Below are 23,460 nucleotides of genomic sequence, written 5' to 3' on the forward strand. Positions count from 1 at the left end.
AGTTAGGAGTTGAAACCATTGAGAACACCGATTATCGCGGGTAACTGGAAGATGTTTAAAACCGTACCAGAAGCTAAAACTTTCATCGAAGAGATCAAAGGCAAAGCAGAGGTTGCAGGGGTGGAAAGCGTGATTTGCGCACCATTTACGAATCTTCCTGCTCTGGTTGAAGCAGTAAAAGGTACATCTATCAAAATCGGCGCACAAAACCTGCACTTTGCAGAAGATGGCGCATTTACAGGCGAAATCAGCGGCGGGATGCTGAAAGATCTGGGCGTAGACTACGTTGTGATCGGGCACTCCGAGCGTCGTGAGTATTTCAACGAAACAGACGAAACGGTAAACAAAAAGGTTCATGCGGCATTCCGCCACGGCCTGACTCCGATCGTATGTGTAGGCGAAAAGCTGGAAGACCGTGAAGCGGGTCAAACCAAAGAGGTTGTAAAAGTGCAAACTGTAGCAGCTTTTGCTGGTTTGGCTAAGGATCAGGCTGCACAAGTCGTTGTTGCTTATGAGCCAATCTGGGCAATCGGAACAGGTAAATCCTCCACTTCGCAGGATGCGAATGAAGTGATTTCCTACATCCGTAGTCTTCTGAAAGAACTGTACGATGAAAATACGGCCAATGCTGTACGGATTCAGTACGGTGGCAGCGTGAAACCTGAAAATGTGGCCGAGTACCTGGGCCAAAGCGACATCGACGGCGCACTCGTAGGTGGCGCTAGTCTTCAACCAGCGTCTTACATCGCGCTTGTTGAGGGGGCGAAGTAAGATGGCAGTACCAAAACCGGTAGCTTTAATTATTATGGACGGATTCGGGCTGCGCGACACCGTGGAAGGCAACGCGGTTGCACAGGCTAACAAACCGAATTACGACCGTTATTTAAAACAGTATCCTCATACAACGCTGACAGCTTCTGGTGAAGCGGTGGGTCTGCCGGAAGGACAAATGGGTAACTCCGAAGTAGGTCACTTGAACATCGGCGCAGGCCGCATTGTATATCAAGACTTAACTCGTATTTCGAAGTCCATCCGTGAAGGTGAGTTCTACGACAATGAAACACTGGTTAAAGCAGTGCAACATGCCAAGAACAACAACACGAAACTTCACCTGTACGGACTTCTGTCCGACGGCGGTGTGCATAGCCATATCAGCCATCTGTTCGCTATGCTGGACCTGGCGAAAAAAGAAGGCTTAACAGAAGTATACATTCATGCTTTCATGGATGGACGCGATGTTATGCCTGACAGCGGCGTGGGCTTCATGCAGCAGCTGATCGCTAAAATTCAGGAAGTCGGCATTGGCCAAATTGCGACTGTACAAGGACGCTATTATGCCATGGACCGCGACAAACGCTGGGAACGTGTAGAGAAATCTTACCGTGCAATCGTGTACGGCGAAGGTCCTCAATATACAGATCCAATGGAAGCATTGAAAGAATCGTATGAAAAATCAGTATTCGATGAATTTGTGGAGCCAACGGTTATTGTGAAGGCCGACGGAAGCCCTGTGGGACTGGTCGAGAGCAATGATTCTGTTATTTTCCTGAATTTCCGTCCTGACCGTGCGATTCAATTGTCTCAAGTATTCACGAATGCGGATTTCCGTGGCTTTGATCGTGGACCGAAATTGCCTAAAGATCTGCACTTTGTTTGCCTGACATTGTTCAGTGAAACGGTTGAAGGCTTCGTTGCCTACGAACCGAAAAACCTGGATAACACATTCGGCGAAGTGCTTGTGCAGAACAACAAAAAGCAATTGCGTATTGCTGAGACCGAAAAATATCCGCACGTTACCTTCTTTTTCAGTGGCGGACGCGATGTGGAGCTGCCTGGCGAAACTCGTATTTTGATCAATTCGCCTAAAGTGGCTACATATGATTTGCAGCCAGAAATGAGTGCGTACGAGGTTGCAGATGCAGCTGTTAAGGAAATCGAAGCTGACAAGCACGATGCGATTATCCTGAACTTTGCCAATCCTGATATGGTTGGACACTCCGGCATGCTGGAGCCAACGATCAAGGCGGTAGAGACGACGGATGAATGTGTTGGACGTGTTGTAGATGCGGTTAAAGCCAAAGGTGGCACTGTTATCATCATTGCCGACCATGGTAATGCGGATATGGAAATTGACGAGCAGGGACGTCCGTTCACAGCTCACACAACTAACCCGGTTCCGTTCATTTTGACTGATGAAAATATCGTTTTGCGTGAGCATGGAATATTGGCTGACGTAGCTCCGACGCTTCTGGATTTGATGCAACTTCCGCAGCCTGCGGAAATGACAGGAAAATCTATGATTGCATCCCGCAAGTAAGCTTGATTTAATAAGTATAGGCTTGACCAATAAATCATGATCGACAAAGGAGATTAAGTACAAATGACTATTATTTCTGACGTGTACGCTCGCGAAGTCCTCGACTCCCGTGGTAACCCAACTGTTGAAGTGGAAGTATATCTGGAATCCGGTGCTATCGGTAGTGCCATCGTTCCTTCCGGTGCCTCTACAGGCGCTCACGAAGCTGTAGAGCTTCGCGATAACGACAAATCCCGTTACCTGGGTAAAGGCGTTCTGCAGGCTGTTAAAAACGTGAACGAAATCATCGCTCCTGAGGTTATCGGCTTGGATGCTGTAAACCAAGTGGAAATTGACACATTGATGATCAAGCTTGATGGTACACATAACAAAGGTAAATTGGGTGCAAACGCGATTCTAGCTGTATCCATGGCTGTAGCTCGCGCTGCTGCTGAAGCTCTGGGTCTGCCACTGTACACTTACCTGGGCGGATTTAACGCTAAACAACTGCCAGTACCAATGATGAACATCGTTAACGGTGGCGCACATGCGGACAACAACGTTGACGTACAAGAGTTCATGGTTCTGCCTGTAGGGGCTCCTACTTTCAAAGAAGCTTTGCGTATTGGTGCGGAAATCTTCCACAACCTGAAATCCGTACTGAACTCTAAAGGTTTGAACACAGCTGTTGGCGATGAAGGCGGTTTTGCTCCTAACTTCAAATCCAACGAAGAAGCTCTGTCCACTATTATCGAAGCGATCGAAAAAGCTGGTTACAAACCAGGCGTTGACGTATTCCTCGGTATGGACGTTGCCTCCACTGAGTTCTACAAAGATGGAAAATACACACTGGAAGGCGAAGGCAAATCCTTCACCTCTGCTGAATTCGTTGACCTGCTTGCTTCTTGGGTTGATAAATATCCAATCATCACCATCGAAGATGGTTGCTCCGAAGATGACTGGGAAGGTTGGAAATTGCTCACTGAAAAATTGGGCAACAAAATCCAATTGGTTGGTGACGACCTGTTCGTAACCAATACAGAGCGTCTGGGTAAAGGTATCGAAGAAAACATTGGTAACTCCATCCTGATCAAAGTAAACCAAATCGGTACGCTGACTGAAACATTCGACGCTATCGAGTTGGCTAAACGTGCAGGATACACAGCTGTAATCTCTCACCGTTCCGGTGAATCCGAAGACAGCACCATTGCTGATATCGCTGTGGCAACAAATGCAGGCCAAATTAAAACAGGTGCGCCTTCCCGTACTGACCGTATCGCGAAGTACAACCAATTGCTCCGCATTGAGGATCAACTGGGTGAACTGGCTCAATACCACGGTCTGAAATCTTTCTACAACCTGAAAAAATAATATTACGCAAAGATGCTGACGGTGGTCAGGCGGCTGTGATTCAAGAACACGCAGTCTGAGTGCTCGAAGTCTTTTACGTAATTACAAAACAGATCTGTTTGCTAACGTGAGCAGGTCTGTTTTTTTGTTTTTGCCCATGCGATGTCGGTTTTACTCTTTTGCAAGGCTTAATGAAGTGATCGGTATAGCTGGTTGTTATCTACTGGAAGCTGTGGTAGAATAAAAATAGTGTTTTGCGTTAATTTCCGGCTATTCATAACATGATATGATCATGTTTTCATAAAAGAGGCTGTGTTGTTTTGCAAAACGGATGTATTAGCTCAGGAGGTGGGATTTTTCATGGAAATCTTTTTGAAAGTGCTGCTCGTTGTGTTCTCGATTGCTGTTATTGCGGTTGTTTTACTGCAAAAGGGGAAAAGTGCAGGTTTGTCCGGTGCCATCTCTGGCGGTGCTGAGCATCTGTTCGGCAAGACAAAAGCTCGCGGTATGGATTTGATTTTACAGCGCGTGACTGCTGTTTTGGGTGCGGGCTTTATGATCGTTTCTGTTTTGGTTGCATTTTTTGCAAAATAAGCTAAATAATAACCTTAAGCCTTCGTTTCACGGGAAACGGGGGCTTTTTTTGGATTTTAGATAGGCAGGGATGCCGTCGATTGAATTCGTGTATACTAGGGTATGAGTATATAAAGAGCCTTGTATCAGGAACAAGGAACATGCGGATTATTACTGAAAATTAAAGGTCACCCGAGGTGGACGATATTATGATAACAGAGCAACAATTACTTGATTTTATGCGCGAGACCGCATACAAACCTATGACTTACCAGGAGCTTGAGCAGCATTTTGAAATTAAGGATGCAGCGGATTTTCGCGAATTCCTTAAGCTTTTGAACGCGCTGGAGGAAGACGGAAAAATTCTGCTGACCCGTACGAACCGCTATGGTGTGCCGGAACGGATGGATTTGCAGCGCGGACGTTTGCAGGCTCATGCCAAGGGATTTGCTTTTCTGATCCCGGAAGACCGGGAGCACCCGGATGTGTACATTCATGCTAATGACTTGAAGAGTGCAATGAATGGAGACACGGTACTGGTAAGAGTAACGTCGAAGGGACCTTCGGGTGGCCGTTTGGAAGGCGAAGTCGTGCGGATCGTGAAGCGTGCAGTGCTACAGGTGGTAGGCGTGTTCCAGAGCCATGAAGCATACGGTTTTGTTTTGCCGGATGATAAGCGCATTAACCGGGATATTTTTATTCCAAAAGCCAGCTCCAACGGAGCCGTAAACGGTCAAAAAGTCGTTGTGCGCATTGTGAGCTATCCGGAAGGACGAGCTGCGGCGGAAGGCGAAGTGTTGGAGGTGCTGGGGCACAAGGATGATCCGGGTGTCGATATTTTGTCGGTCATTCGTAAGCATCAGCTTCCTGAAGCTTTTCCCGATGAAGTGACAGAGGAAGCGGAAAAGGCCCCCGATGCGATTACGGAAGAAGAAATTGTACGTCAGGGGCGGCGCGATCTGCGCGATAAAACGATTGTTACGATTGATGGCGAGGATGCCAAGGATCTGGATGATGCGGTTAATGTAGAGCGTCTGGCGAACGGCAACTACCGTCTGGGCGTTCATATTGCCGACGTAGGGTATTATGTGCGTGAGAGCTCCAAGCTGGATCAGGAGGCGTATAACCGCGGTTGTAGCGTGTATTTGGTCGACCGTGTTATTCCTATGCTTCCGCATCGGCTTTCAAACGGGATTTGTTCCTTGAATCCGCAGGTGGATCGGCTGACTTTGTCCTGTGAGATGGAATTTAATGAGCATATGAAGGTCGTAAAACATGATGTTTTCACCAGTGTCATTAAAACGAAGGAACGAATGACGTACACTAACGTTCGCAAAATCCTCGAAGAGGAAGATGCTGAACTGATGGAACGGTACAAGGATCTGGTTGAAGACTTCCGCACGATGAAGGAACTGGCTTTGAAGTTGCGAGCTAACCGGATGCGCCGGGGTGCGGTTGATTTTGATTTTGATGAAGCCAAAGTAATTGTGAATGATGAAGGCAAGGCCGTAGATATCGTTAAAAGAGAGCGCACGATTGCCGAGCAGATCATTGAAGAGTTCATGCTGGCAGCCAATGAAACGGTAGCCGAGCATTTTCACTGGCTCAAAGTGCCGTTCCTATATCGGATTCATGAGGACCCGGACCCGGAAAAGCTGCAAAACTTTATGGCTTTTGCCGCCAATTTTGGACACCAGATTAAAGGTCGGGGGAACTCCATTCATCCGCGTGCGCTGCAAACGTTGCTGGAAGACATTCAGGGCACGAAGGAACAAACGGTGCTTAGCACGATGATGCTGCGTTCGATGAAGCAGGCGAAGTATGATGCGGAGTCGACAGGACATTTTGGACTGGCGGCGGAGTATTATTCTCATTTTACATCGCCGATTCGCCGTTACCCTGACTTGGTGATTCATCGTGTCATTCGTGAGGTATTGGAAAACGGTGGGGCTTTAACAGCCGAGCGTCAGGAGTATTTGACTGCACGGATGCCAGATATTGCGCAGCAATCTTCAGAACGTGAACGTGTGGCTGTGGATGCTGAGCGTGATACGGAGCAGATGAAAAAGGCTGAATACATGCTGGACAAGGTCGGCGAGGAATTCGAGGGGATCATCAGCAGCGTAACCAGTTTTGGTATGTTCATTGAGCTGGACAATACGGTGGAAGGTCTGACGCGCCTGAGTGCGCTTACGGACGACTATTATCATTTTGACGAGCAGCATATGGCGTTGATCGGTGAACGTACCTCCAAGGTGTTCCGCATCGGAGATGAGATTAAGGTTCGCGTCGCGCGCGTGAATATGGAAGATTACACGATTGATTTTGAACTCGTCGATATGAAGCAGCAGCAACGTCGTGAGCGCACGGGTGGTTCAAAGCCAGGTGTTGGCTTTGCGCGTGGCGGTGAGGGCCGAGGTAAAGGGAAGCCCCATGAGGGGCGCGACCGTAAGGGTGGCAAGGACAAGGCTGGCAGGGAGCGTAAAGGCGGTCGTGACGCCGCTGGGAAGCCTAAAGAAGCTGGTTCAGGCATAGGCGGCAGGGCTATTAGTACCACAGGTCGTACGGGCCGTAGCGGCGGAAACGGCGCAGGAGCGGGCTCAGCCAGCAGTTTCGGTTTTGGCAGCGGCAAGGGGGGCTACAACTCGCCAGCAGCGGGTGCGGGTAAACGTAAGAAAAAGACGTCAGCCAGCGGTATTTTTATCGGTGGAGCAGCTACCCCAGGAAGTGATGCCAGCCCGAGCGGTGACGGCGCTGTACGTCGTAAGCGAAAGAGCAAGGGCAGTGGTGGTGGCGGTAATAGCACCGCTGGATTTGTGCGGAAAAAGAAGAAGTAAGTGGCGGTAGCTTGCTTGTTGGATAGTAGGGCTTTTGAGTCAGTGCAAGCTGATTTGAGGCTTGGATTTGCGGCGGTTTCTGTCTGATGTTTTGGACGGAGGCCGCTTCGTTTTAAAGACTTGACCTTTCTTGCTTTTTCCGTCTGGATTTTGTTACAATATAGTTCTAAGCCGCTCATTTGCAGCTATTTAGTGAACGGGCTGGTGGAGCTTTCTTTTTTGCAGAATAGATTATATTAGAAACAAGGAGTGGTATTCATGGGTAAGAAGGCAGACGGGAAAGTGCTCGCCCAGAACAAAAAAGCTTCCCATGACTATTTTATCGAGGACACCTACGAGGCGGGCATGGTGTTAACGGGAACGGAAATTAAGTCTTTGCGCAATGGTCGCTCTAATATCAGCGATGCATTTGCAACTATTCGTAATGCTGAAATTCACATCCACAACATGCATATTAGTCCTTTTGAACAAGGCAATCGTAACAATCCGACCGATCCGACACGCACACGTAAGCTACTGTTGCACAAAGAGCAGATTCGCAAGCTCATTGGTCTGTCCAAACAGGAAGGCTACACGATTGTGCCATTAAAGATTTATGTTCGCAACGGTTATGCCAAGCTGCTGCTTGGACTCGGTAGAGGTAAAAAGCAGTACGACAAACGTGATGCTGCGGCCAAACGTGATGCTCAGCGTGATATCCAACGCGCTTTGCGTGAGAAGCAGAAAATTGCGAGATAATTTAGCGTAGCTTGGAGTCGGTAGACGAAGTGAAGCCATCGTATGATTAGGCTGGAGCTGGAGTTTGCCATTGTTACTTGAATTATTAGGTATGGTACAAATTACGTGAATAAGCTACTTGTTCCTGCAATGGTGCTATTTTGTGGAGCTTAAATAGCTTCATTCCGTTCCGTTATGATGTGTAATATGGTATACTAATGAAGTAGTAAGTTTTAATGTTTTTGTACTTCTGAGCTTGCTCGACTGTTGAATCTCAGGATTCAGCTTCCGATATAGTTACATGCATGCTTATGCTCCGGTATTTCCGGATTTGTCCGTGGAGCCCTTTTATAATAAGGGGGCGTTTATGGATTCGACGGGGATAGTTCGAGCATGGGTAGCGGGTAGTGGGGACGCGTCCGCTTCATCAACGCTAAAGCCTATTAAACGGCAAACAACAAAACAACTACGCTTTCGCAGCCTAAGAAACTGTGTGCGTGCTTCTACTCAGCATCGTCCATGTGACTGGGATAGGGGCTAACAAATAGTGGAATACGCTGTCTCATCTCCGCCTGCGGTGAGCTGAAGAAGATAATCAGGCTGACCCGAAGGGAATCCGGTGACGGGGAGTTCCTAGGGTGACATCAAAACTGTCACTACACCCGTAGAAGCTTATGTGTCGTTATCTTCGGACAGGGGTTCGACTCCCCTCGCCTCCATCTAAAAAACCCGCTCACTGAGCGGGTTTTTGCTTTTTATTGAGTTAAATATAGACCAAATGTAGACATGAAATTATTAAGAGTCAAATTGTACTAGACTTGTAGACATCATGTCTACAAACTCGGCTTATAAATTTTATGCACTGGATACAAATCATTTGGTATTGACCTTTCATTTGTACAAGCTAAATTTGAAGGGGAATAGAGCAGGTAGAAAGAAGGCTTGGCAAGCAGGTTGACATGGAATTTGCTCCATTTCTATAGAAAATAGCGACGGTACCGACGTTGGCGTAGAATGACGCTTTCGTCGGTACCGTCGCTTTTTAGGTTCAAAGGGGGTGATAATTTGTCCTTAAAAAGAAAAGGAACATCATCCTCTTTTCCATATTAATTTCAGAAATATACATTGAAAATTACGCTTGGGATGGTTCTTTCTGTAAACATAATCTCTATTCTGGCCGATACATACATAAGATGGGCTATTGTTAAATATACCCTCTTACTTTCGTATTTTGAAGTAAACTCTCATCTTTTTAAGAAGAAGGGACTACCTCTATGAATTATATGGACGAGCATATCCTAAGTCTCAAAAATAAGCTTAACCACGATGTAGCATCTAATAACGAAAATATGAACCTATCTCATACTGCTGTACCCGATCAGGATAACTATGTTGCTGAACAAAACAGGGTGCTGCGGATGGGTGATGAACTGATCCCGTTGGAATGGAAAACGATTTTGGATGGACAAATGGCGTTTAGCATCCCCAAATCTTTTAGCTTGATGGCACTTGAGCAATCCCGATTTAAATATCCTTCGGAACATCGTCCTCAGATTATTTACACCTCTTTGGACGGAACGGTGAATACCACCTTTAATCCGACAGAATCGGATTTGGAGGTGGACGAGCTTCCCGAATTTGTAGAACAAATGGCGGATGTACTGCGGTCTGTACAACCCGTTCGTAATTGGATCGGTACCGAAATGATCGTGAATCGTTCCGGGCTGTCTATCGGAATTATTCGTTTTGTAGCAGCAGGTGTGGATATGAATTTGTACAATGAAATACTGCTGTTTATCCATAAAGGACAGGTGATAATGGGCACATTTAACTGTATGGAATCGGATATGGAAGCGTGGTTGCCTGTGGCAGAAAATACAGTGCAATCTCTCCATAGGCTGCCGATTCCCTCACATCCCACGTATGAGAAAGGAGCGGATTCGTTATGAGTTTGGGCTACGATAATATTCAAATATATCCCTATGTTATGGTCGATCTGGAGCAGCTTACCCTCACGAAAAAAATCAACGAGCATACCCGGCTCTATTTTACAGGAATCATCCCCGAGGAGATGCAGGACAGCTATGTGGAAACGACTGAAAAGAACACCGTCATCGAGGTGAGCCAGCGGGATGAAACGGGCGAAAGCAAGCCGCTGTTCAGCGGGATTGCCCTGTCGGTCGAAGTGAAGGTCGTGCGGGACGTGTACTATCTGGAGGTGGAGGCGATTTCTCATACCTACCGGATGGATATCCAGCAGCGTACCCGTTCTTTTCAATATACAAAAATGACCATTCCTCAGATGCTGGAGCAGATCGGCAAGGACTACGAAGGGCTGGATGTGATTGATGGAGCGACAGGTGGAGAGCCAATCGGAAGGCTGGCCATCCAGTATCAGGAGACGGACTGGGCGTTCTTGAGACGTATGGCCTCCCGGTATCATACGAGCCTGATGCCTGTGGCACGTTTTGACAGTCCAAAATTTTATTTTGGCATTGAGGATAGCCCTGCACAGGTGGTGCTGGATCATACCCGTTATACTGTGCGCAAGCAAATGCTGCCTTTCCGTTATTTTCAGGAAAATGAGCAGGCGAAGGTGACGGAAAATGATTTTATTTTCTATGAGGTAGAAACGGACGAGGTACTGGATTTGGGAGCTCAGATGACCTTTCAGGGACACAGCTTGTACATCATTGAGGCGTATACCGAAATGAGGCAAGGGCTGCTGCGGCATCAATATGTACTTGCCTCGTACACAGGCTTACGGCAAAAAAGCTACTACCAGGAAAAGCTGGCGGGAGCCTCGTTAAGCGGTGTGGTTGTAGACGTGCGTCAGGATCAGGTGCGAATCCATCTGGATTGCGATGAGAAGCAGGATAAAGATAAGGCGCATTGGTTCAACTATTCGACGGTGTATAGTGGCGGAGGGCATACAGGCTGGTACGTGATGCCAGAAAAAGGAGACTCCGTATCGTTGTATTTTCCGGGCAGTCGTGAAGAAGATGGGATTGCGGGGAGTGCGATCAGGCGTGCAGGCAGAGGGAGCGGACATAACAAGTTTTCCAATCCCCAGATGAAAATATGGCGAACGCCTCATGGCAAGGAGATTCGTTTGGGGCCGGATGAACTGGTCGTGACGGGGAAGGACGGCGCTATTTTTATCAAGCTGGATGACAAGGAAGGTATTCATATCGTGAGCAGTAAGCAGGTAAATATCTCGGCGGGTGGCAATCTGAGCCTTTCGGCAGGGAAAACGATGAGTCTGTCCGCAAGCAGTGAGCTGCGTATGGATTGTAATGGTAGTCATATTCAATTGAGCGGATCAGCGGATATGAAGGGCAGCGAAGTGAAGTCGAATTAGGCTACAGGGCGGCTGCTGAATGGCGGCAACATGATGATATGAAATGAAGAGCTTTAGGTGGTGGATGAAAGCAAATGGAGAAGCCTATAGATGAGCTAGACTCGCAGCAGTGGCAAGCCATTTTGGATCAGGCGTGGTTTCTGATCCGCAGAGATTGGGCGCTGAAGTTCAAGGCGACGCAAGAACAACGGATTCAAGCCTGTGTAGAGGAGTTTCAGGGATATTGTCGGGACATTCGGCAAGAGCAGCTTCAAGGAAGAAAAGGAAAGATCGGTTATATCACGTACTCCGTGCTACGTACCACATGGCTGGAGGAGCAGCCTATTTATCTCGTGGAGGCAGCGGACGCCTTATGGGTACTTGATCCTGAACCGATCCGATTCGAATATGATACAGAGTGGACGTTCTCCTATTGGTGTGATTTGCAGCAGCATTTGAGAACGGAGGTAGAGAAACAACAAATTTCTCTAACAGAGCTGGAATGGGAGCAGATCATGCTGGAGGCAGCGGTACATATTCATGAGCTAGTGGTGAATATGATTCGTTTGGCGATGAAACAGGCGGTGTGTTTACCGGAGTTTCAGGAACTGGAGCGGGAAGAAACATTCGAGATTCGTGTTGGAGAGTACCTGGATCAGAGTGTGTCTGTGTATAAAGAAGACCGCAGACGGATGGATGCGAACGTAATCAAGTCGTGGCTGGAGGAAAAAGAAGAACAAGCCTACAGCTATCAGGCGTTGGAGGGCATCCAGCTATCGGACGGAGATTATAGCCAGTTGGATTTTCGGTATACGGCCTTTCGTCAGATCAAGATGGAACATAGTCGCTTGCATGGCTGTGTCTTGGTTGGAACAATGTGGGAGGAAAGTCAACTCAATGGAATCGACTTGACATACAGCTTGCTTCATGGAGCCGATTTTAGTGGATGCTCGATGAAGGGAACGATATTGGATGTTGTTATGGGCAACGCCGGATACGGCTCGGATGCTTCTTTAGATTGGGAGCCATTGGGGTTTGCAGGTGTAGATTTCACAGGGACGAGCTTGCAAGGATCTCGTTTTCAAGATGCACAGCTGCGAGGAGCTGTATTTCAAGATGCCCTGCTGCAAAGAGCATCCTTGAACGGAGCGGATCTAACAGATGCTTATTTTGCGGGAGCGGACGTGTCAGGTGCTTCCTTTGAGGGAGCCTATTTGAACCGGGCCGATTTTACGGGCGCGAATGTACAAGGCGTGATGTTTACCGACGAACAGCGTAGGCAGGCCATTGGATTGGAATGTGTAGCCCTTGAGTCTCCTTCATGGGGGGAGCCTTCTACATCTGCACAGGCGAGGGATGGCAGGAAAAGGGAGTGGTTGCATTGAGATATTTCCGACTGATGATGGATGAGCGGGTAAAACATCGGATAGAACCTGCTGCGCTCTCTCCCTTGCAAGTAGAAGACATCCTGACAGGGACCCAGGGACAGAAACAGCAGGATGATCCTCTTTTTCTGTCTGTACATACTGATCAACGAACGATATACCCGGATTTTTTGGAATTTCCTCTGCCGCTGGTGTCGGATCGGCTGAAAGCATTATTGGAGAAATATATGCCGGGACTGGAATGGAAAGCGGCCATCCTTACCGATTTCCAGCAGGCCAGACAGGACGTGTACTGGGTGCTTCATCCGCCGATGGTGGATTGCCTGTCCGTACAAACGGAATGGTACCCCAATGATACGTTGAAGCATTTGGTGCTCAAACAGGGGGATATCCCATCGCCCGTTTTTCGGATTGCGGGACTGATCGAACCCCATATCTATATCCATCTGGCTGTGGCGGAAAGTCTGCTACGCCGATCTTTTACAGGCATTCGAGTACAACGAATCGAGATGGAGCACTAAGGAGGATGGAGCAAGGTGGAAGAAGCCCAAGTGAAGCCGGGAACCGGCGCGAAAAAGAGCTATGTCGTGGCAGGAGCAATTTTAAGCTGTAGTTATGGCACGCAGCCTACGCGTTTGAAACGGCCTTTTAGCCATGGGGTCTACGTGAAAAACAAAGCACAAATGAACATTGGAGATTATGTACCGGGTGTGAACATCCAATCTTTTGGGAACTGCTCCAGTCTATTAAACCCGGCTGTGCAAGCCAGTGACATGGTGGACATCTATGGTGTGAAGAAAGCCCCGTGTGTTCCTGTCCTGACCATGCCGTGGCTGAACGGAAAAAGCGACATGAGGATTGAGGGCCAACCTGCCTTGACACAGAACTGTACCCATCAGTGTCTGTATTGTGGTCATATCCGAATTGAAAATGATGGGCAGGAGCTGGATTAATGGCCTGCTCTTTGACTTGTTGCATGACGCCATATTTCGGATACTCCCTCGCAATTTTATGTTGTCGGAAAGGAGAACTGAAAGGACTTGAGCGTATTGCAATACATGGAAACGGATTGGCGTTTTTAAAGCGCCTCGCCTCCCGCTTTGGGTCGGTGATAGTGCCAGAGGTCGCCTCAGCTTCTCCGAGGCTTTTTCGGGATGCCGGAAGGCAAATCGTACAGGGTGGAATGGGATGTATTTTACCGGGAAAGGAGAAAATCGTCAGGCATTACGCGCAGTTCGAGGCTTCTTATCGCAAGGAGCTGGGGCTGGAGCCGCCGCAGGAGCTGAGAAGCCAGAAGGCGTCATATTTGGAGTAGGTCGGCAAGTCGAAGTATGGGGGTAAAATAGTGGGCAAAGTTGTTCTTGTCCGACCGTTTTTACTGAAAACTGAATACTGGATAAATAAGAAAGTGACTATTCCCAGTTGAACAATCTATTAGGGGATAGTCTCTTTTTGTTTTTTCGACAGCATTCGCGGTTTTGTGAGAATTTTGTGAGAACGGTTTGATAGAATGTTATTGCAATGAGGAGGGAGAGGCAATATGGGCGAGTGAATCAAGCGATACTGTTCGGAGTTCTGGTAAATCGAGCGTTTCAGTCACGATTTATAATCAGGACGAGCAGCAACACGTAAGTAGCGACGGTAAATAGCGCAGGAAAGATATAGAAGATTATTGGAGCTGTAGCAGAAGCGTTGAGAGACGATTGAAACTCGTATGAACTTCATCATCGAATATAACGAGAGGCGAGTGAAAGTAGCAGATGATTAGACGGTGTATTTCTTCGTTATTGGTATTATTTCTTATTGCAGGAGTGACCCCTGTACATGCAGCCGCTACTAACTTGGCGTTAAATAAAACGGCAACAGCTAGCAGTATATGGTTCGGTTCTCTTCCAAGTTATGCAGTCGACGGGAATCCACGTAGTGAGTGGGGACCTTCAACCGCAAGCGGTTCTCCTTGGCTCAAGGTTGACTTAGGCTCGGTAACACAATTTAATAGTTATATGGTACAGACATTGTCAGATCGGTACAACAGTGCGATCACATTAGAAACAAGCAATGATGATTCAACTTGGACTGTATTGGATACAGTATCTGGAAATACTAGTGTAACTATCAATAAAACATTGCCTCAAGTTGTCAGTGCAAGATATGTGAAGGTTACGATTAATTCGTGGTCTTTTTTTCCTGACATTACAGAATTCCAACTATACAATACCACGCTGGATGCGCCAACCGACGTTGCAGCTACAGCAAGTGATGAGCAAGTAACGTTAAACTGGAGCAGCGTGTTGAATGCAACGAGTTATAAAGTGTATCAAGGAACATCGCCAGGTATATACGATGCAGCTCCGGTAGCGACAGTCAACGGCACAACTGCAACAGTAACAGGGCTGACCAATGGTACAACTTATTACTTTGCGGTTAAGTCTAATAACGAACACGGGGAAAGCTCTTTCTCGAATGAAGTGAGCGCAAAGCCACATATTAACCCGCCTGCGGCACCAACAGGACTCACAGCGACAGCCATTAACAGACAAGTAGCGTTAAGCTGGAACAGTGTTGCCGGAGCTGTCACCTACGATGTTTACAAGGGAACAACATTGGGGTCCTACGAGTCAACTCCGGTTGCGACCGTGAGCGGGGCGACTTATAGCTACACGGAAACAGGTTTAACGAACGGTGTGACGTATTATTTTGTAATCAAGGCAAGCAACGCAGGAGGCAACAGCGACAACTCCAATGAAGCGAGTGCAACGCCTCAAGTTTCAGTACCTGGAGTGCCGGTATTGCTGCCCGCCACAGCGGGAGATTCGCGAGTAAGTTTAACTTGGAATCCGATGATCGATTCCACGGGGTACAAAATATTCAAAAGTACGACTTCCGGGGCTTATGGGGCAGAAGAAACCACGGTAAGTGGTTCGGTATACAGCTATGATGTAACAGGATTGGCGAATGGCACCACATACTATTTTGTCGTCCAAGCAACGAATCCAGCAGGAGAAAGCACTGCTTCCAATGAAGTGAGCGAAACGCCCAAAACCGTGCCGTCATCGCCAACGGATGTAACTGTGACAGCAGGTGATAAACAAGCGACCGTCAGCTTCAATACCCCTGTCGAAAATGGAGGAAGCCCAATAACACGCTACGAGGTCACAGCCTCACCAGGGAATATTACCGCAATAGGGACGGCAAGTCCGATCACGGTAACGGGGCTGTCAAATGACACCACGTATACGTTTACGGTGAAAGCTGAAAATGGTGCAGGTAGCAGTGCAGCTTCCGCTGTCTCCAAGGAAGTCACGCCAACAGCGCCATCCAGAAACAGAGATAAATCCGTAACGGATACATCATCTGAGTCTTCTACATCGACTATATCGCCAACACAGACCACGTCGCCTGCTCCGGCACCAACTCCTGAACCTGCGCAGCCTACTGTTGATGTATTCAAGAGCAGCATTGTTAATGTAGCAAGCTCAGTTAAGGCTATTGAGTCCAAGGTAGCGGAAGCAAAGCAAGCAAATGTTAAGACTGAATTAGCTGATATTAAAGGGCACTGGGCTGAAAAGGCGATCAATACGTTCGTGAAATTGCAGTTTATCAAAGGTTATGAGAATGGACAGTTCAAGCCTAATGGTAATATTACACGTGCGGAGTTCGCAATGCTTGTCTCTCGCGTATTCGATATTAGCGGCGATGCTGACCATTCCGCAGCTATGAGCGATATCAGCAGTCACTGGGCTAAGGGAGCTATTGAGAAGCTCGCCAGCGCGGGAGTAATTGGTGGATATGGCGACGGAACCTTCAAACCGAACCAAACGATTAGCCGTGAAGAAATAGTTATCATCCTATCCCGTATTGTGAATTTGAGTAGTGTGAATAAAGATGATTCCAAAGGTAACTTTACAGATTTATCGAGTGCAAGCTCCTATGCAACGAACGCAATTAAGGATGTCGCAGAAGCGGGTATTATCACTGGCAAGAGTGATGGCGTATTTGATCCACAGGGCAATGCCACTCGCGCTGAGGCTCTAACAATTATGCTGAATGCATTGAGCCTTCATCCACAAGTTAAGAATCTCGTGGGTTCCTTGGACTAATGTCTTACCTGATATAATTCATGTGTAACAGCGGAGCTATATGTCAAAGGTTATCCTGAAACAGTTGGAAAGGACTGTTTCAGGATAACCTTTTGTTTTAGCTGCTGATATGATGTTGCCTATGCTACCTCATAAATGGATTGGGGTCCATACTACCTCCCTAAAATAGGCTAAGTATTGCGGCGGTGGATTTTATCTCTGAAGGCAAACCAAGGGTTGATCTTCTCTTCTTTTGAATAAGTATTGACACGGATAGAAAAGTATTATATCTTTATATCAAGATAAATAAATTAAAGATATAACTGATTAAGAAAATATTAAATATGGAGGCATAGATATGATTGCAATTTTAAAAAGAATTAATCAGCTTGCTCAAAAAGCAAAAGAAGTCGGGTTAACTGAAATTGAAATAACTGAACAAAACGATCTTCGCAAAGAATACCTTCAAATCTTCCGGGGTTCTATAAAAAGCATTCTCCTGAATGCTACTATTTATGATCCGCATGGAGACGATATTACTCCTGAAAAGCTGAAAAAAGAACAGGCCCAAATAGTTAAACAATAAATTTAATTTTTTGTTGAATATCTTAAATTTGATAATCTTAAAATATATGATATGGAGAGTGATTTTTATGTTGGCAAGTGGATTGTTACTGGTACGTTTGGTGGTTGGACTGTTGTTGGTTGGGCACGGAGCTCAGAAACTTTTTGGATGGTTTGGTGGTTATGGTCCAAAAGGTACTGGCGGTTGGATGGAATCGGTCGGAATTAAACCAGGAGTATTCATGGCCGTGTCCGCTGGGTTGATGGAATTGCTGGGAGGAGTCCTATTTGCTTTGGGAGTACTCACTCCATTGGCTGCATTGTTCATTACCCTGACTATGCTTGGGGCGATTTTCAAAGTACACGGCCAAAACGGGATTTGGGCAACAGCTAATGGCTATGAATATCCGCTAGTTCTGATTGCAGTCGTAGTCGGTATCGCATTGACAGGGGCAGGCTCATATTCCATTGATGCAATACTTAAATAAAAGACTATGAACCTTTAGAACACAACAACCCCTATTCGTCTTGTGTATCTTTAACTACTCAGACGAACAGGGGTTAACTTTATGTTGTATGGTTATTGTGTCGAAGTTTTTTTTCGTGCGTCTTCATTCGTTTCTTTCTCAGTTAAAAAGTAAAGCAAAGCTAGCAGCGGCAGCGCGACTCCAATCAGAGCACTGAAATTCCAACCTCCTTGCGCATAAGACCAACCGCCTATAGATGATCCAATGGCACCGCCTATGAAAAAAATAGACATGAAGAGTCCGTTTAGACGCCCCCTCGCTTCACTTCCCAAGGAATAAATCACACGCTGCCCAAGTACAAGATTTCCCGATACGGCCATATCCAGTGTAATCGCTGAAAGAAAGAGCAGTATAAGAGCAATTGTCGAATGGTTTTGAACAAGATAGATTAGTAAAAAAGACAAGGCGGCAATGATCATGGCTAGCCCGGTTAAGAATTTGCTCCAGCCTTTATCAGCCCATCTTCCGGCTATCGGAGCTGCTACTGCACCGCCCACGCCTACTAAAGCAAACAATGCAATACCTTGCTGGGACATTCCGAAATCATCCGCTAATCGTAGAGGAACGACAGTCCAGAATAGGCTGAAGGCTCCAAATAGACAGGCTTGATATAGGGCGCGGCGGCGTAATACGGGTGTTTGTTTTAAAAGAGTGCCTAGAGAGAAAATTAATTTTCCGTAAGCAACCGTAGGCGCAGGCTTGCGTTCAGGAAGAACTCGCGAGAGCAAAATCGTCAACAGCGTCACAACAATCGCTGACAAAATAAATATGGCTTGCCATCCCCAGATGCTGGTTATAAAGCTTGCCACTGGTCGTGCAAACATAATGCCTAGCAACAGTCCGCTCATTACATTCCCGACAACGCGGCCGCGCTGCTCTTCAGATGCTAAGTACGTGGCATATGGCACCAGTATTTGGGCTACCACCGATCCAATTCCAATGAACAGAGATGCGGTCAGGAACAACGGTGCATTGGGGGCGAATGCGGCTGCGAGCAATGCACCGACTGTAATCACTAACGATACGACCATGAGGCGTCGATTTTCAATAATGTCACTGAGCGGTACGATAAACAGTAATCCCACAACATAACCGATTTGAGTTAAAGTGACAATGAAGCCCGCTGCTGTGGAAGAAAGGCCCATAGCAACATGGATAGGGCCTACCAGGGTTTGAGCATAATAAAGATTGGCAACGATCAGGCCGCATGCGGCCGCCAACAGAAACATCATCCAATTTGAAATACGATTACTTTCTATGGTTTGTTGTTCTCTTTGCATGATAATCCTCCTCATGATTTGTTTAGTAATTTGCAACAACACTCATTATTTCAGTGCTACCAGAGAAAATAAATACTGAACGTATAGTTCATTAATTTGATAATCAAATAATATACTGAACGTTTGGTTTTGTAAATAGGTAAATTCGTTTTATTTTTTCTCAATATTTGATATACTGAACGTACAGTTTATTTTTTGTTTACTTACATCTATGGAGGAAGGGGGGATTCCAGTGCAGAGTAAAAGAGGACGTCCGCGTAATGTCGAGACGCAAAAGTCTATCCTTAACGCTTCCTATGATCTACTGTTGGAGCATGGCTTTGGGGCAGTTACGGTAGAAAAAATTGCCGAGCGAGCCAAAGTTAGCAAAGCGACCATTTATAAATGGTGGCCTAACAAGGCTGCCGTGGTGATGGATGGTTTTTTATCAGCTACCATAGCGAGATTGCCCGTGCCCGACACGGGTTCTGTACTAGATGATATTCTCATTCATGCCACGAATTTAGTAAGGTTCTTAATAAGTCGAGAGGGTAAAATCATTACAGAGTTAATAGGTGAGGGGCAGCTTGATTCAGGATTATCGGAGGCATATCGAACCCGATATTTTCATCCTCGGCGACTCGAAGCCAGGCTCCTTTTGGAGCGGGGGATGGAGCGCGGGGAATTGAAGAAAAATCTCGATATTGAATTAAGTATAGATCTCATTTACGGACCGATTTTTTATCGATTGCTGGTAACTAGTGATCCATTAGACGATTCCTATGTGCGACAATTAGTAATGAATGCGTTCGAAGGAATTCGCTCGTACTGAATCAGGATTAAAGAAATAAAGAGGATGTCCCAAGGCATTCTTCTTTAAAGCACCAAACTCAGAATTTGGAGATTTTTGATTTTGAGTTGTCGGAAGAGGAAATGAATGTGATTTCGAAGTTCAGCAGTGAGGACGGATATGGGGGCAGGACCCCAAAGCTTATGAAGAATTATAATGCGGAAGGATAGACTCCTCTCCAATTGATTAGCCTACTCAGAGAGCGGGCTTTTTCTGTTTCATGAACTAGATTGTAAATGGACTGTAGGTCAAACACTCAAATGTCAGGGAATTGAACCCTTTTTTCCGAATTTGATGTATTATATGGTAGGAATGCAGTCTTTTCGAAGGGAGACCATGATGGGGATTCTGTCGAGATTTAGGGATATTATGAAAATGAATGTTAACGCCTTATTAGACAAGGTGGAAGATCCGGAGAAGACAATTGACGATTACATGCAGAACCTGAACATTGACCTGGGCAGAGTGAAAGCAGAAACCGCTTCGGTGTTGGCGGATGAGAGAAGAGCGAAAAGAGCTTTGGATGAATGCAGAGCGGAGATCAAAAAGCTCCAGCACTATGCTATGAAGGCAGTGGAAGCTGGCAATGACGAGAACGCTCGAAAGTTTCTGGAGAGAAAGGTAACGCAGGTGGAGAAACGGGGACAATTCGAAACCGCTTATGACTTGGCTTCATCAAACACCGCAAGTATGAAACAAATGCAGGATAAACTGGTGTCCGATATGGACCAATTGGAAGCACGGCGCATCAATCTAAAAGGGAAAATGGTTGTTGCCAAAGTACAGCAATCATTGAACGCCATGGGCGGTCAGGATTCCGTATTCGAAGCTATGGAAGAGAAGGTTAATCGGGCTTATGATGAAGCAATGGCTATAGCCGAGCTTAGAGCAGGGACGCAGGACGATCTGGATGATTTATTAGCACAATATGAGAAAAGCACGAGTGCAGAGGACGAATTGGCTGCAATCAAAGAAAAACTGAAAGATCGGAAATAACAGTTCTTTATGATAGAGGTGAGCAGATGCCGGTTATCGAATACAAATGCCCAAACTGCGGCAGTGGCATGGTCTTTGACAGTGAAACAGGAATGTTATCCTGTCATAGTTGCGGAAGAAAGGACAATATCGAGTATTTTCCAGATCCTCTGACGAATCAAGTTTTTCTAGAAGACGAGGCCCAGGAGTATCATTGCACCAGCTGCGGAGCAGTCATTATGACTGAAATGGAGACAAGCGCCACGGTTTGCAGCTTTTGCGGATCAGCGGTAGTTCTCGGCGATCGACTGACTGGGGAACTGGCCCCGGCGCAGGTCATTCCTTTTTCGATCAGTAAGGAAGAAGCTATGCAAGCCTTCCGAAAATGGTGTAAGAATGGCCGTCTGACGCCGAATCGGTTCATGACAGCAGATCGAATCAAGGGAATCACCGGGATGTATGTGCCTTTTTGGTTATATGAATTACATAATGAAATTGAGGTTCAGGGTCAGGGCAAAAAAGTGAGAACCTATACGAGTGGGGACTACGAGTATACGGAAACGCAGCATTTTGATGTATACCGGAAAATTCGTCTCAATTACGTGAAGGTTCCGATTGATGCCGCGGAGAAAATGAACGACGAGCTGATGGATAAATTGGAGCCTTTTCCATACGATCAGCTAAAAAGCTTTAAAACTCCGTATCTCGCCGGCTACATTGCGGAGAAATACAGTTATAACGACGAGGAGCTTTTCCCGCGAGTGAAAGAAAAAGTGAAGGAATATATTGATGCTTATATTCAGTCATCGGTGTCAGAGTATACTGCTGTGGACTATACGGATAAGCAAATTGATACCACATTAAAACAAGCTGATTACGTCCTGCTCCCGGTATGGGTAATACACTATGACTATAATAGGTTGGAGCATACGTTTGCCATGAACGGTCAGACGGGCAAGGTAGTTGGCAAGCCTCCGATTAGCAAGCTCAAAGTGACTGCCTGGTTTGCAGGCATTTCCGGTGTCTCTTTCCTTTCATTGAAGCTAATCACTTGGGTGATTATGGGGGGGATGTTTTAATGAAAAGGGTTGGACTGATCCTGGCAATCTTGTTTTTCTTCGCTGCTTTTCTAGCCATTCCTGTGGAAATAAAGGCCGAAGCGGCTACAACGGAATGGAAACCATTGATTTATGATGAAGCGGGTCTGCTTAATCAGACAGAGTATGATGAGCTGAACACGATGGCTAATCAATACGGGGCCGAAAGAGAGACGGATATTATTATTTTTACCTCCAGTAACCCCGATAATATGGATGTTATGAAAATGACGCAGGACTTTTATGATGATCATGGACCTGGATATGACAGGTCTCATGGAAATGCGGTTATTTTAACGCTGGACATGCGAAATAGAGAGATTTATTTGGCCGGATTTTACAAAGCAGAGCGGTATCTGGATGACGACAGACTGGATAAAATACGTGACGAGATTAGCCCGTACTTGACGAGCAGTAACTATGAGCTTGCATTCCAAAAATATATTTTAAGTGCGCACAGGTATTTGGGAATCCGACCAGGGGTGAACCCGGACAGTATATTTTATAGTATTGCGTTTCAATTGGTGGCTTCACTGGTATTGGCGGGGATTATCGTGGGGAAGATGGTTTCCAATTCCGGCGGCCGTGTTACGGTCAATCGGCAGACCTATGAGGATGCCAGCACTTCGGGGATTTTGGAGCATCGGGATCAATACCTCCACACAACAACAACGAAACGGAAGATTGAAAAGAGTAGCAGTAGCAGCGGCTCAAGCGGGGGCGGAACCACCAGTGGCGGTCATTCGCATAGCGGCAGCAGAGGTTCATTTTAACTGAGGGGATGGGAATAGAATGGGATTCTTCAGAAACCAATTTGCGAATGTGGTAGAGTGGGAAGAATTTAGAGATGATATGATTTTTTGGAAATGGGGCAACCGTGAGATTAAAAAAGGAAGCAAGTTAATGATCCGCTCCGGCCAAGACGCGATTTTCGTAAATAACGGCAAGATCGAGGGGATTTTCGAGAATGAAGGATCCTACAATATAGATTCTGAGATTATTCCGTTCTTGTCCACGTTAAAAGGGTTTAAATTTGGCTTTAACAGTGGTATGAGGGTAGAGGTTTTATTCGTTAATACGAAGGAGTTTACTGTCAAATGGGGGACGCAGAATCCGGTGTTGATCCCGACTCCCCAGCTACCGGGCGGGATGCCTATCCGTGCCAACGGCACGTTTAATTTTAAGGTGGACGATTATGTTACGCTCATAGATAAGGTTGCCGGGATGAAAGACAGCTATCTGGTGGAGGATGTTAAAATCCGGATTACTTCTGTGCTGGATCAGTTGTTAATGAAGTGGATCAGCAGAGAAGGGAAAGACATGTTCAATCTGCAAGCGAATGCTTCCGATATTTCCAAAGGCATTCAAGAGGATCTGGATATGCAAGTGATGGACAACGGGATGACGATTACAGGCTTTCACGTGATGAGCTTCAATTATCCTCAAGAAATTCAGGATATGATTACGAAGACGGCTTCTCATGAAATGATCGGTAATTTGCAAAAGTATCAACAGGTCACAATGACGGACGGTATTGCATCTGGCAACGTAAAAGGCGGCGGCGCTGCTTCGGATATGGCGGGTATGATGATGGGGATGAATATAGCGAAT

Annotated in this window: 21 protein-coding genes and 1 other RNA gene; 21 read left to right on the forward strand and 1 reads right to left on the reverse strand. The window is 46.4% G+C overall.

Features of this window, described 5'->3' with window-relative positions:
• Window positions 1–18 precede the first annotated feature (18 nt).
• The 16 genes from tpiA (at window position 19) to C1I60_RS07795 (ending at window position 17,629) form a co-directional block, all read left to right on the forward strand.
• On the forward strand, window positions 19–771 hold the full coding sequence (gene tpiA, locus C1I60_RS07725; RefSeq protein ID WP_044645033.1) for a triose-phosphate isomerase: 753 nt from the start codon (window positions 19–21) through the stop codon (window positions 769–771).
• Window position 772: 1 nt separating this feature from the next.
• Window positions 773–2,317: a 2,3-bisphosphoglycerate-independent phosphoglycerate mutase gene (gpmI, locus tag C1I60_RS07730; RefSeq protein WP_137061206.1), complete on the forward strand. Its 1,545-nt coding sequence runs from the start codon at window positions 773–775 to the stop codon at window positions 2,315–2,317.
• Between the two features lie 63 nt (window positions 2,318–2,380).
• Complete coding sequence (eno, locus tag C1I60_RS07735; RefSeq protein ID WP_044645031.1) at window positions 2,381–3,667, forward strand: phosphopyruvate hydratase; 1,287 nt, start codon at window positions 2,381–2,383, stop codon at window positions 3,665–3,667.
• Window positions 3,668–4,006: 339 nt separating this feature from the next.
• The gene (gene secG, locus C1I60_RS07740) at window positions 4,007–4,240 is read left to right on the forward strand and encodes a preprotein translocase subunit SecG (protein ID WP_043922593.1); all 234 of its coding nucleotides are present in this window, start codon (window positions 4,007–4,009) and stop codon (window positions 4,238–4,240) included.
• Window positions 4,241–4,428: 188 nt separating this feature from the next.
• Window positions 4,429–7,056: a ribonuclease R gene (gene rnr, locus C1I60_RS07745; RefSeq protein WP_137061207.1), complete on the forward strand. Its 2,628-nt coding sequence runs from the start codon at window positions 4,429–4,431 to the stop codon at window positions 7,054–7,056.
• 258 nt (window positions 7,057–7,314) lie between these two features.
• The gene (gene smpB / locus C1I60_RS07750; protein WP_014279183.1) at window positions 7,315–7,794 is read left to right on the forward strand and encodes an SsrA-binding protein SmpB; all 480 of its coding nucleotides are present in this window, start codon (window positions 7,315–7,317) and stop codon (window positions 7,792–7,794) included.
• Window positions 7,795–8,130: 336 nt separating this feature from the next.
• Window positions 8,131–8,495: a transfer-messenger RNA gene (gene ssrA / locus C1I60_RS07755) on the forward strand.
• 552 nt (window positions 8,496–9,047) lie between these two features.
• Complete coding sequence (locus C1I60_RS07760) at window positions 9,048–9,722, forward strand: hypothetical protein (RefSeq protein WP_137061208.1); 675 nt, start codon at window positions 9,048–9,050, stop codon at window positions 9,720–9,722.
• Window positions 9,719–11,134 (forward strand): phage baseplate assembly protein V, encoded by a 1,416-nt coding sequence (locus tag C1I60_RS07765; protein ID WP_137061209.1) that lies wholly within the window; start codon window positions 9,719–9,721, stop codon window positions 11,132–11,134. Before C1I60_RS07760 ends, C1I60_RS07765 begins: the two co-directional genes overlap by 4 nt.
• 74 nt (window positions 11,135–11,208) lie before the next feature.
• Window positions 11,209–12,498, forward strand: coding sequence for a pentapeptide repeat-containing protein (locus tag C1I60_RS07770; RefSeq protein ID WP_137061210.1), 1,290 nt, complete (start codon window positions 11,209–11,211; stop codon window positions 12,496–12,498).
• 14 nt (window positions 12,499–12,512) lie between these two features.
• Entirely contained in the window at window positions 12,513–13,019 is a 507-nt protein-coding gene (locus C1I60_RS07775; protein WP_137061304.1) for a hypothetical protein, read from the forward strand.
• A 15-nt stretch (window positions 13,020–13,034) separates the two neighbouring features.
• Window positions 13,035–13,451, forward strand: a complete 417-nt coding sequence (locus C1I60_RS07780) for a DUF4280 domain-containing protein (protein ID WP_134911626.1) — start codon at window positions 13,035–13,037, stop codon at window positions 13,449–13,451.
• 155 nt (window positions 13,452–13,606) lie between these two features.
• On the forward strand, window positions 13,607–13,813 hold the full coding sequence (locus C1I60_RS24410) for a hypothetical protein (RefSeq protein ID WP_212734447.1): 207 nt from the start codon (window positions 13,607–13,609) through the stop codon (window positions 13,811–13,813).
• Window positions 13,814–14,309: 496 nt separating this feature from the next.
• Window positions 14,310–16,598 carry an S-layer homology domain-containing protein gene (locus C1I60_RS07785; protein ID WP_252361623.1) on the forward strand — a complete coding sequence of 763 codons (2,289 nt, stop codon included), beginning with the start codon at window positions 14,310–14,312 and terminating at the stop codon, window positions 16,596–16,598.
• A 337-nt stretch (window positions 16,599–16,935) separates the two neighbouring features.
• Window positions 16,936–17,163 carry a DUF896 domain-containing protein gene (locus tag C1I60_RS07790; protein ID WP_137061212.1) on the forward strand — a complete coding sequence of 76 codons (228 nt, stop codon included), beginning with the start codon at window positions 16,936–16,938 and terminating at the stop codon, window positions 17,161–17,163.
• Window positions 17,164–17,230: 67 nt separating this feature from the next.
• Window positions 17,231–17,629, forward strand: coding sequence for a DoxX family protein (locus C1I60_RS07795; protein WP_137061213.1), 399 nt, complete (start codon window positions 17,231–17,233; stop codon window positions 17,627–17,629).
• A gap of 92 nt (window positions 17,630–17,721) precedes the next feature.
• On the opposite strand, the gene C1I60_RS07800 is transcribed toward C1I60_RS07795, so the two are convergent.
• Window positions 17,722–18,948, reverse strand: coding sequence for an MFS transporter (locus C1I60_RS07800; RefSeq protein WP_137061214.1), 1,227 nt, complete (start codon window positions 18,946–18,948; stop codon window positions 17,722–17,724).
• 232 nt (window positions 18,949–19,180) lie between these two features.
• Here C1I60_RS07800 and C1I60_RS07805 point away from each other — a divergent pair, with 232 nt between their 5' ends.
• The 5 genes from C1I60_RS07805 to C1I60_RS07830 all read left to right on the forward strand — a co-directional run.
• Window positions 19,181–19,759: a TetR/AcrR family transcriptional regulator gene (locus C1I60_RS07805; RefSeq protein WP_137061215.1), complete on the forward strand. Its 579-nt coding sequence runs from the start codon at window positions 19,181–19,183 to the stop codon at window positions 19,757–19,759.
• A 357-nt stretch (window positions 19,760–20,116) separates the two neighbouring features.
• Window positions 20,117–20,773: a PspA/IM30 family protein gene (locus C1I60_RS07815; RefSeq protein WP_137061305.1), complete on the forward strand. Its 657-nt coding sequence runs from the start codon at window positions 20,117–20,119 to the stop codon at window positions 20,771–20,773.
• A gap of 26 nt (window positions 20,774–20,799) precedes the next feature.
• A complete protein-coding gene (locus tag C1I60_RS07820; RefSeq protein ID WP_137061216.1) occupies window positions 20,800–21,831 on the forward strand; it encodes a TFIIB-type zinc ribbon-containing protein in 1,032 nt (343 codons plus the stop codon).
• Entirely contained in the window at window positions 21,831–22,622 is a 792-nt protein-coding gene (locus C1I60_RS07825) for a TPM domain-containing protein (RefSeq protein WP_137061217.1), read from the forward strand. Before C1I60_RS07820 ends, C1I60_RS07825 begins: the two co-directional genes overlap by 1 nt.
• A gap of 19 nt (window positions 22,623–22,641) precedes the next feature.
• Window positions 22,642–23,460, forward strand: an 819-nt coding sequence (locus C1I60_RS07830; RefSeq protein WP_252361624.1) for an SPFH domain-containing protein, incomplete at its 3' end; no start/stop codon positions are given.

Source organism: Paenibacillus terrae (genome assembly GCF_005217525.1).
Taxonomy (GTDB): Bacteria; Bacillota; Bacilli; order Paenibacillales; family Paenibacillaceae; genus Paenibacillus; species Paenibacillus terrae_C.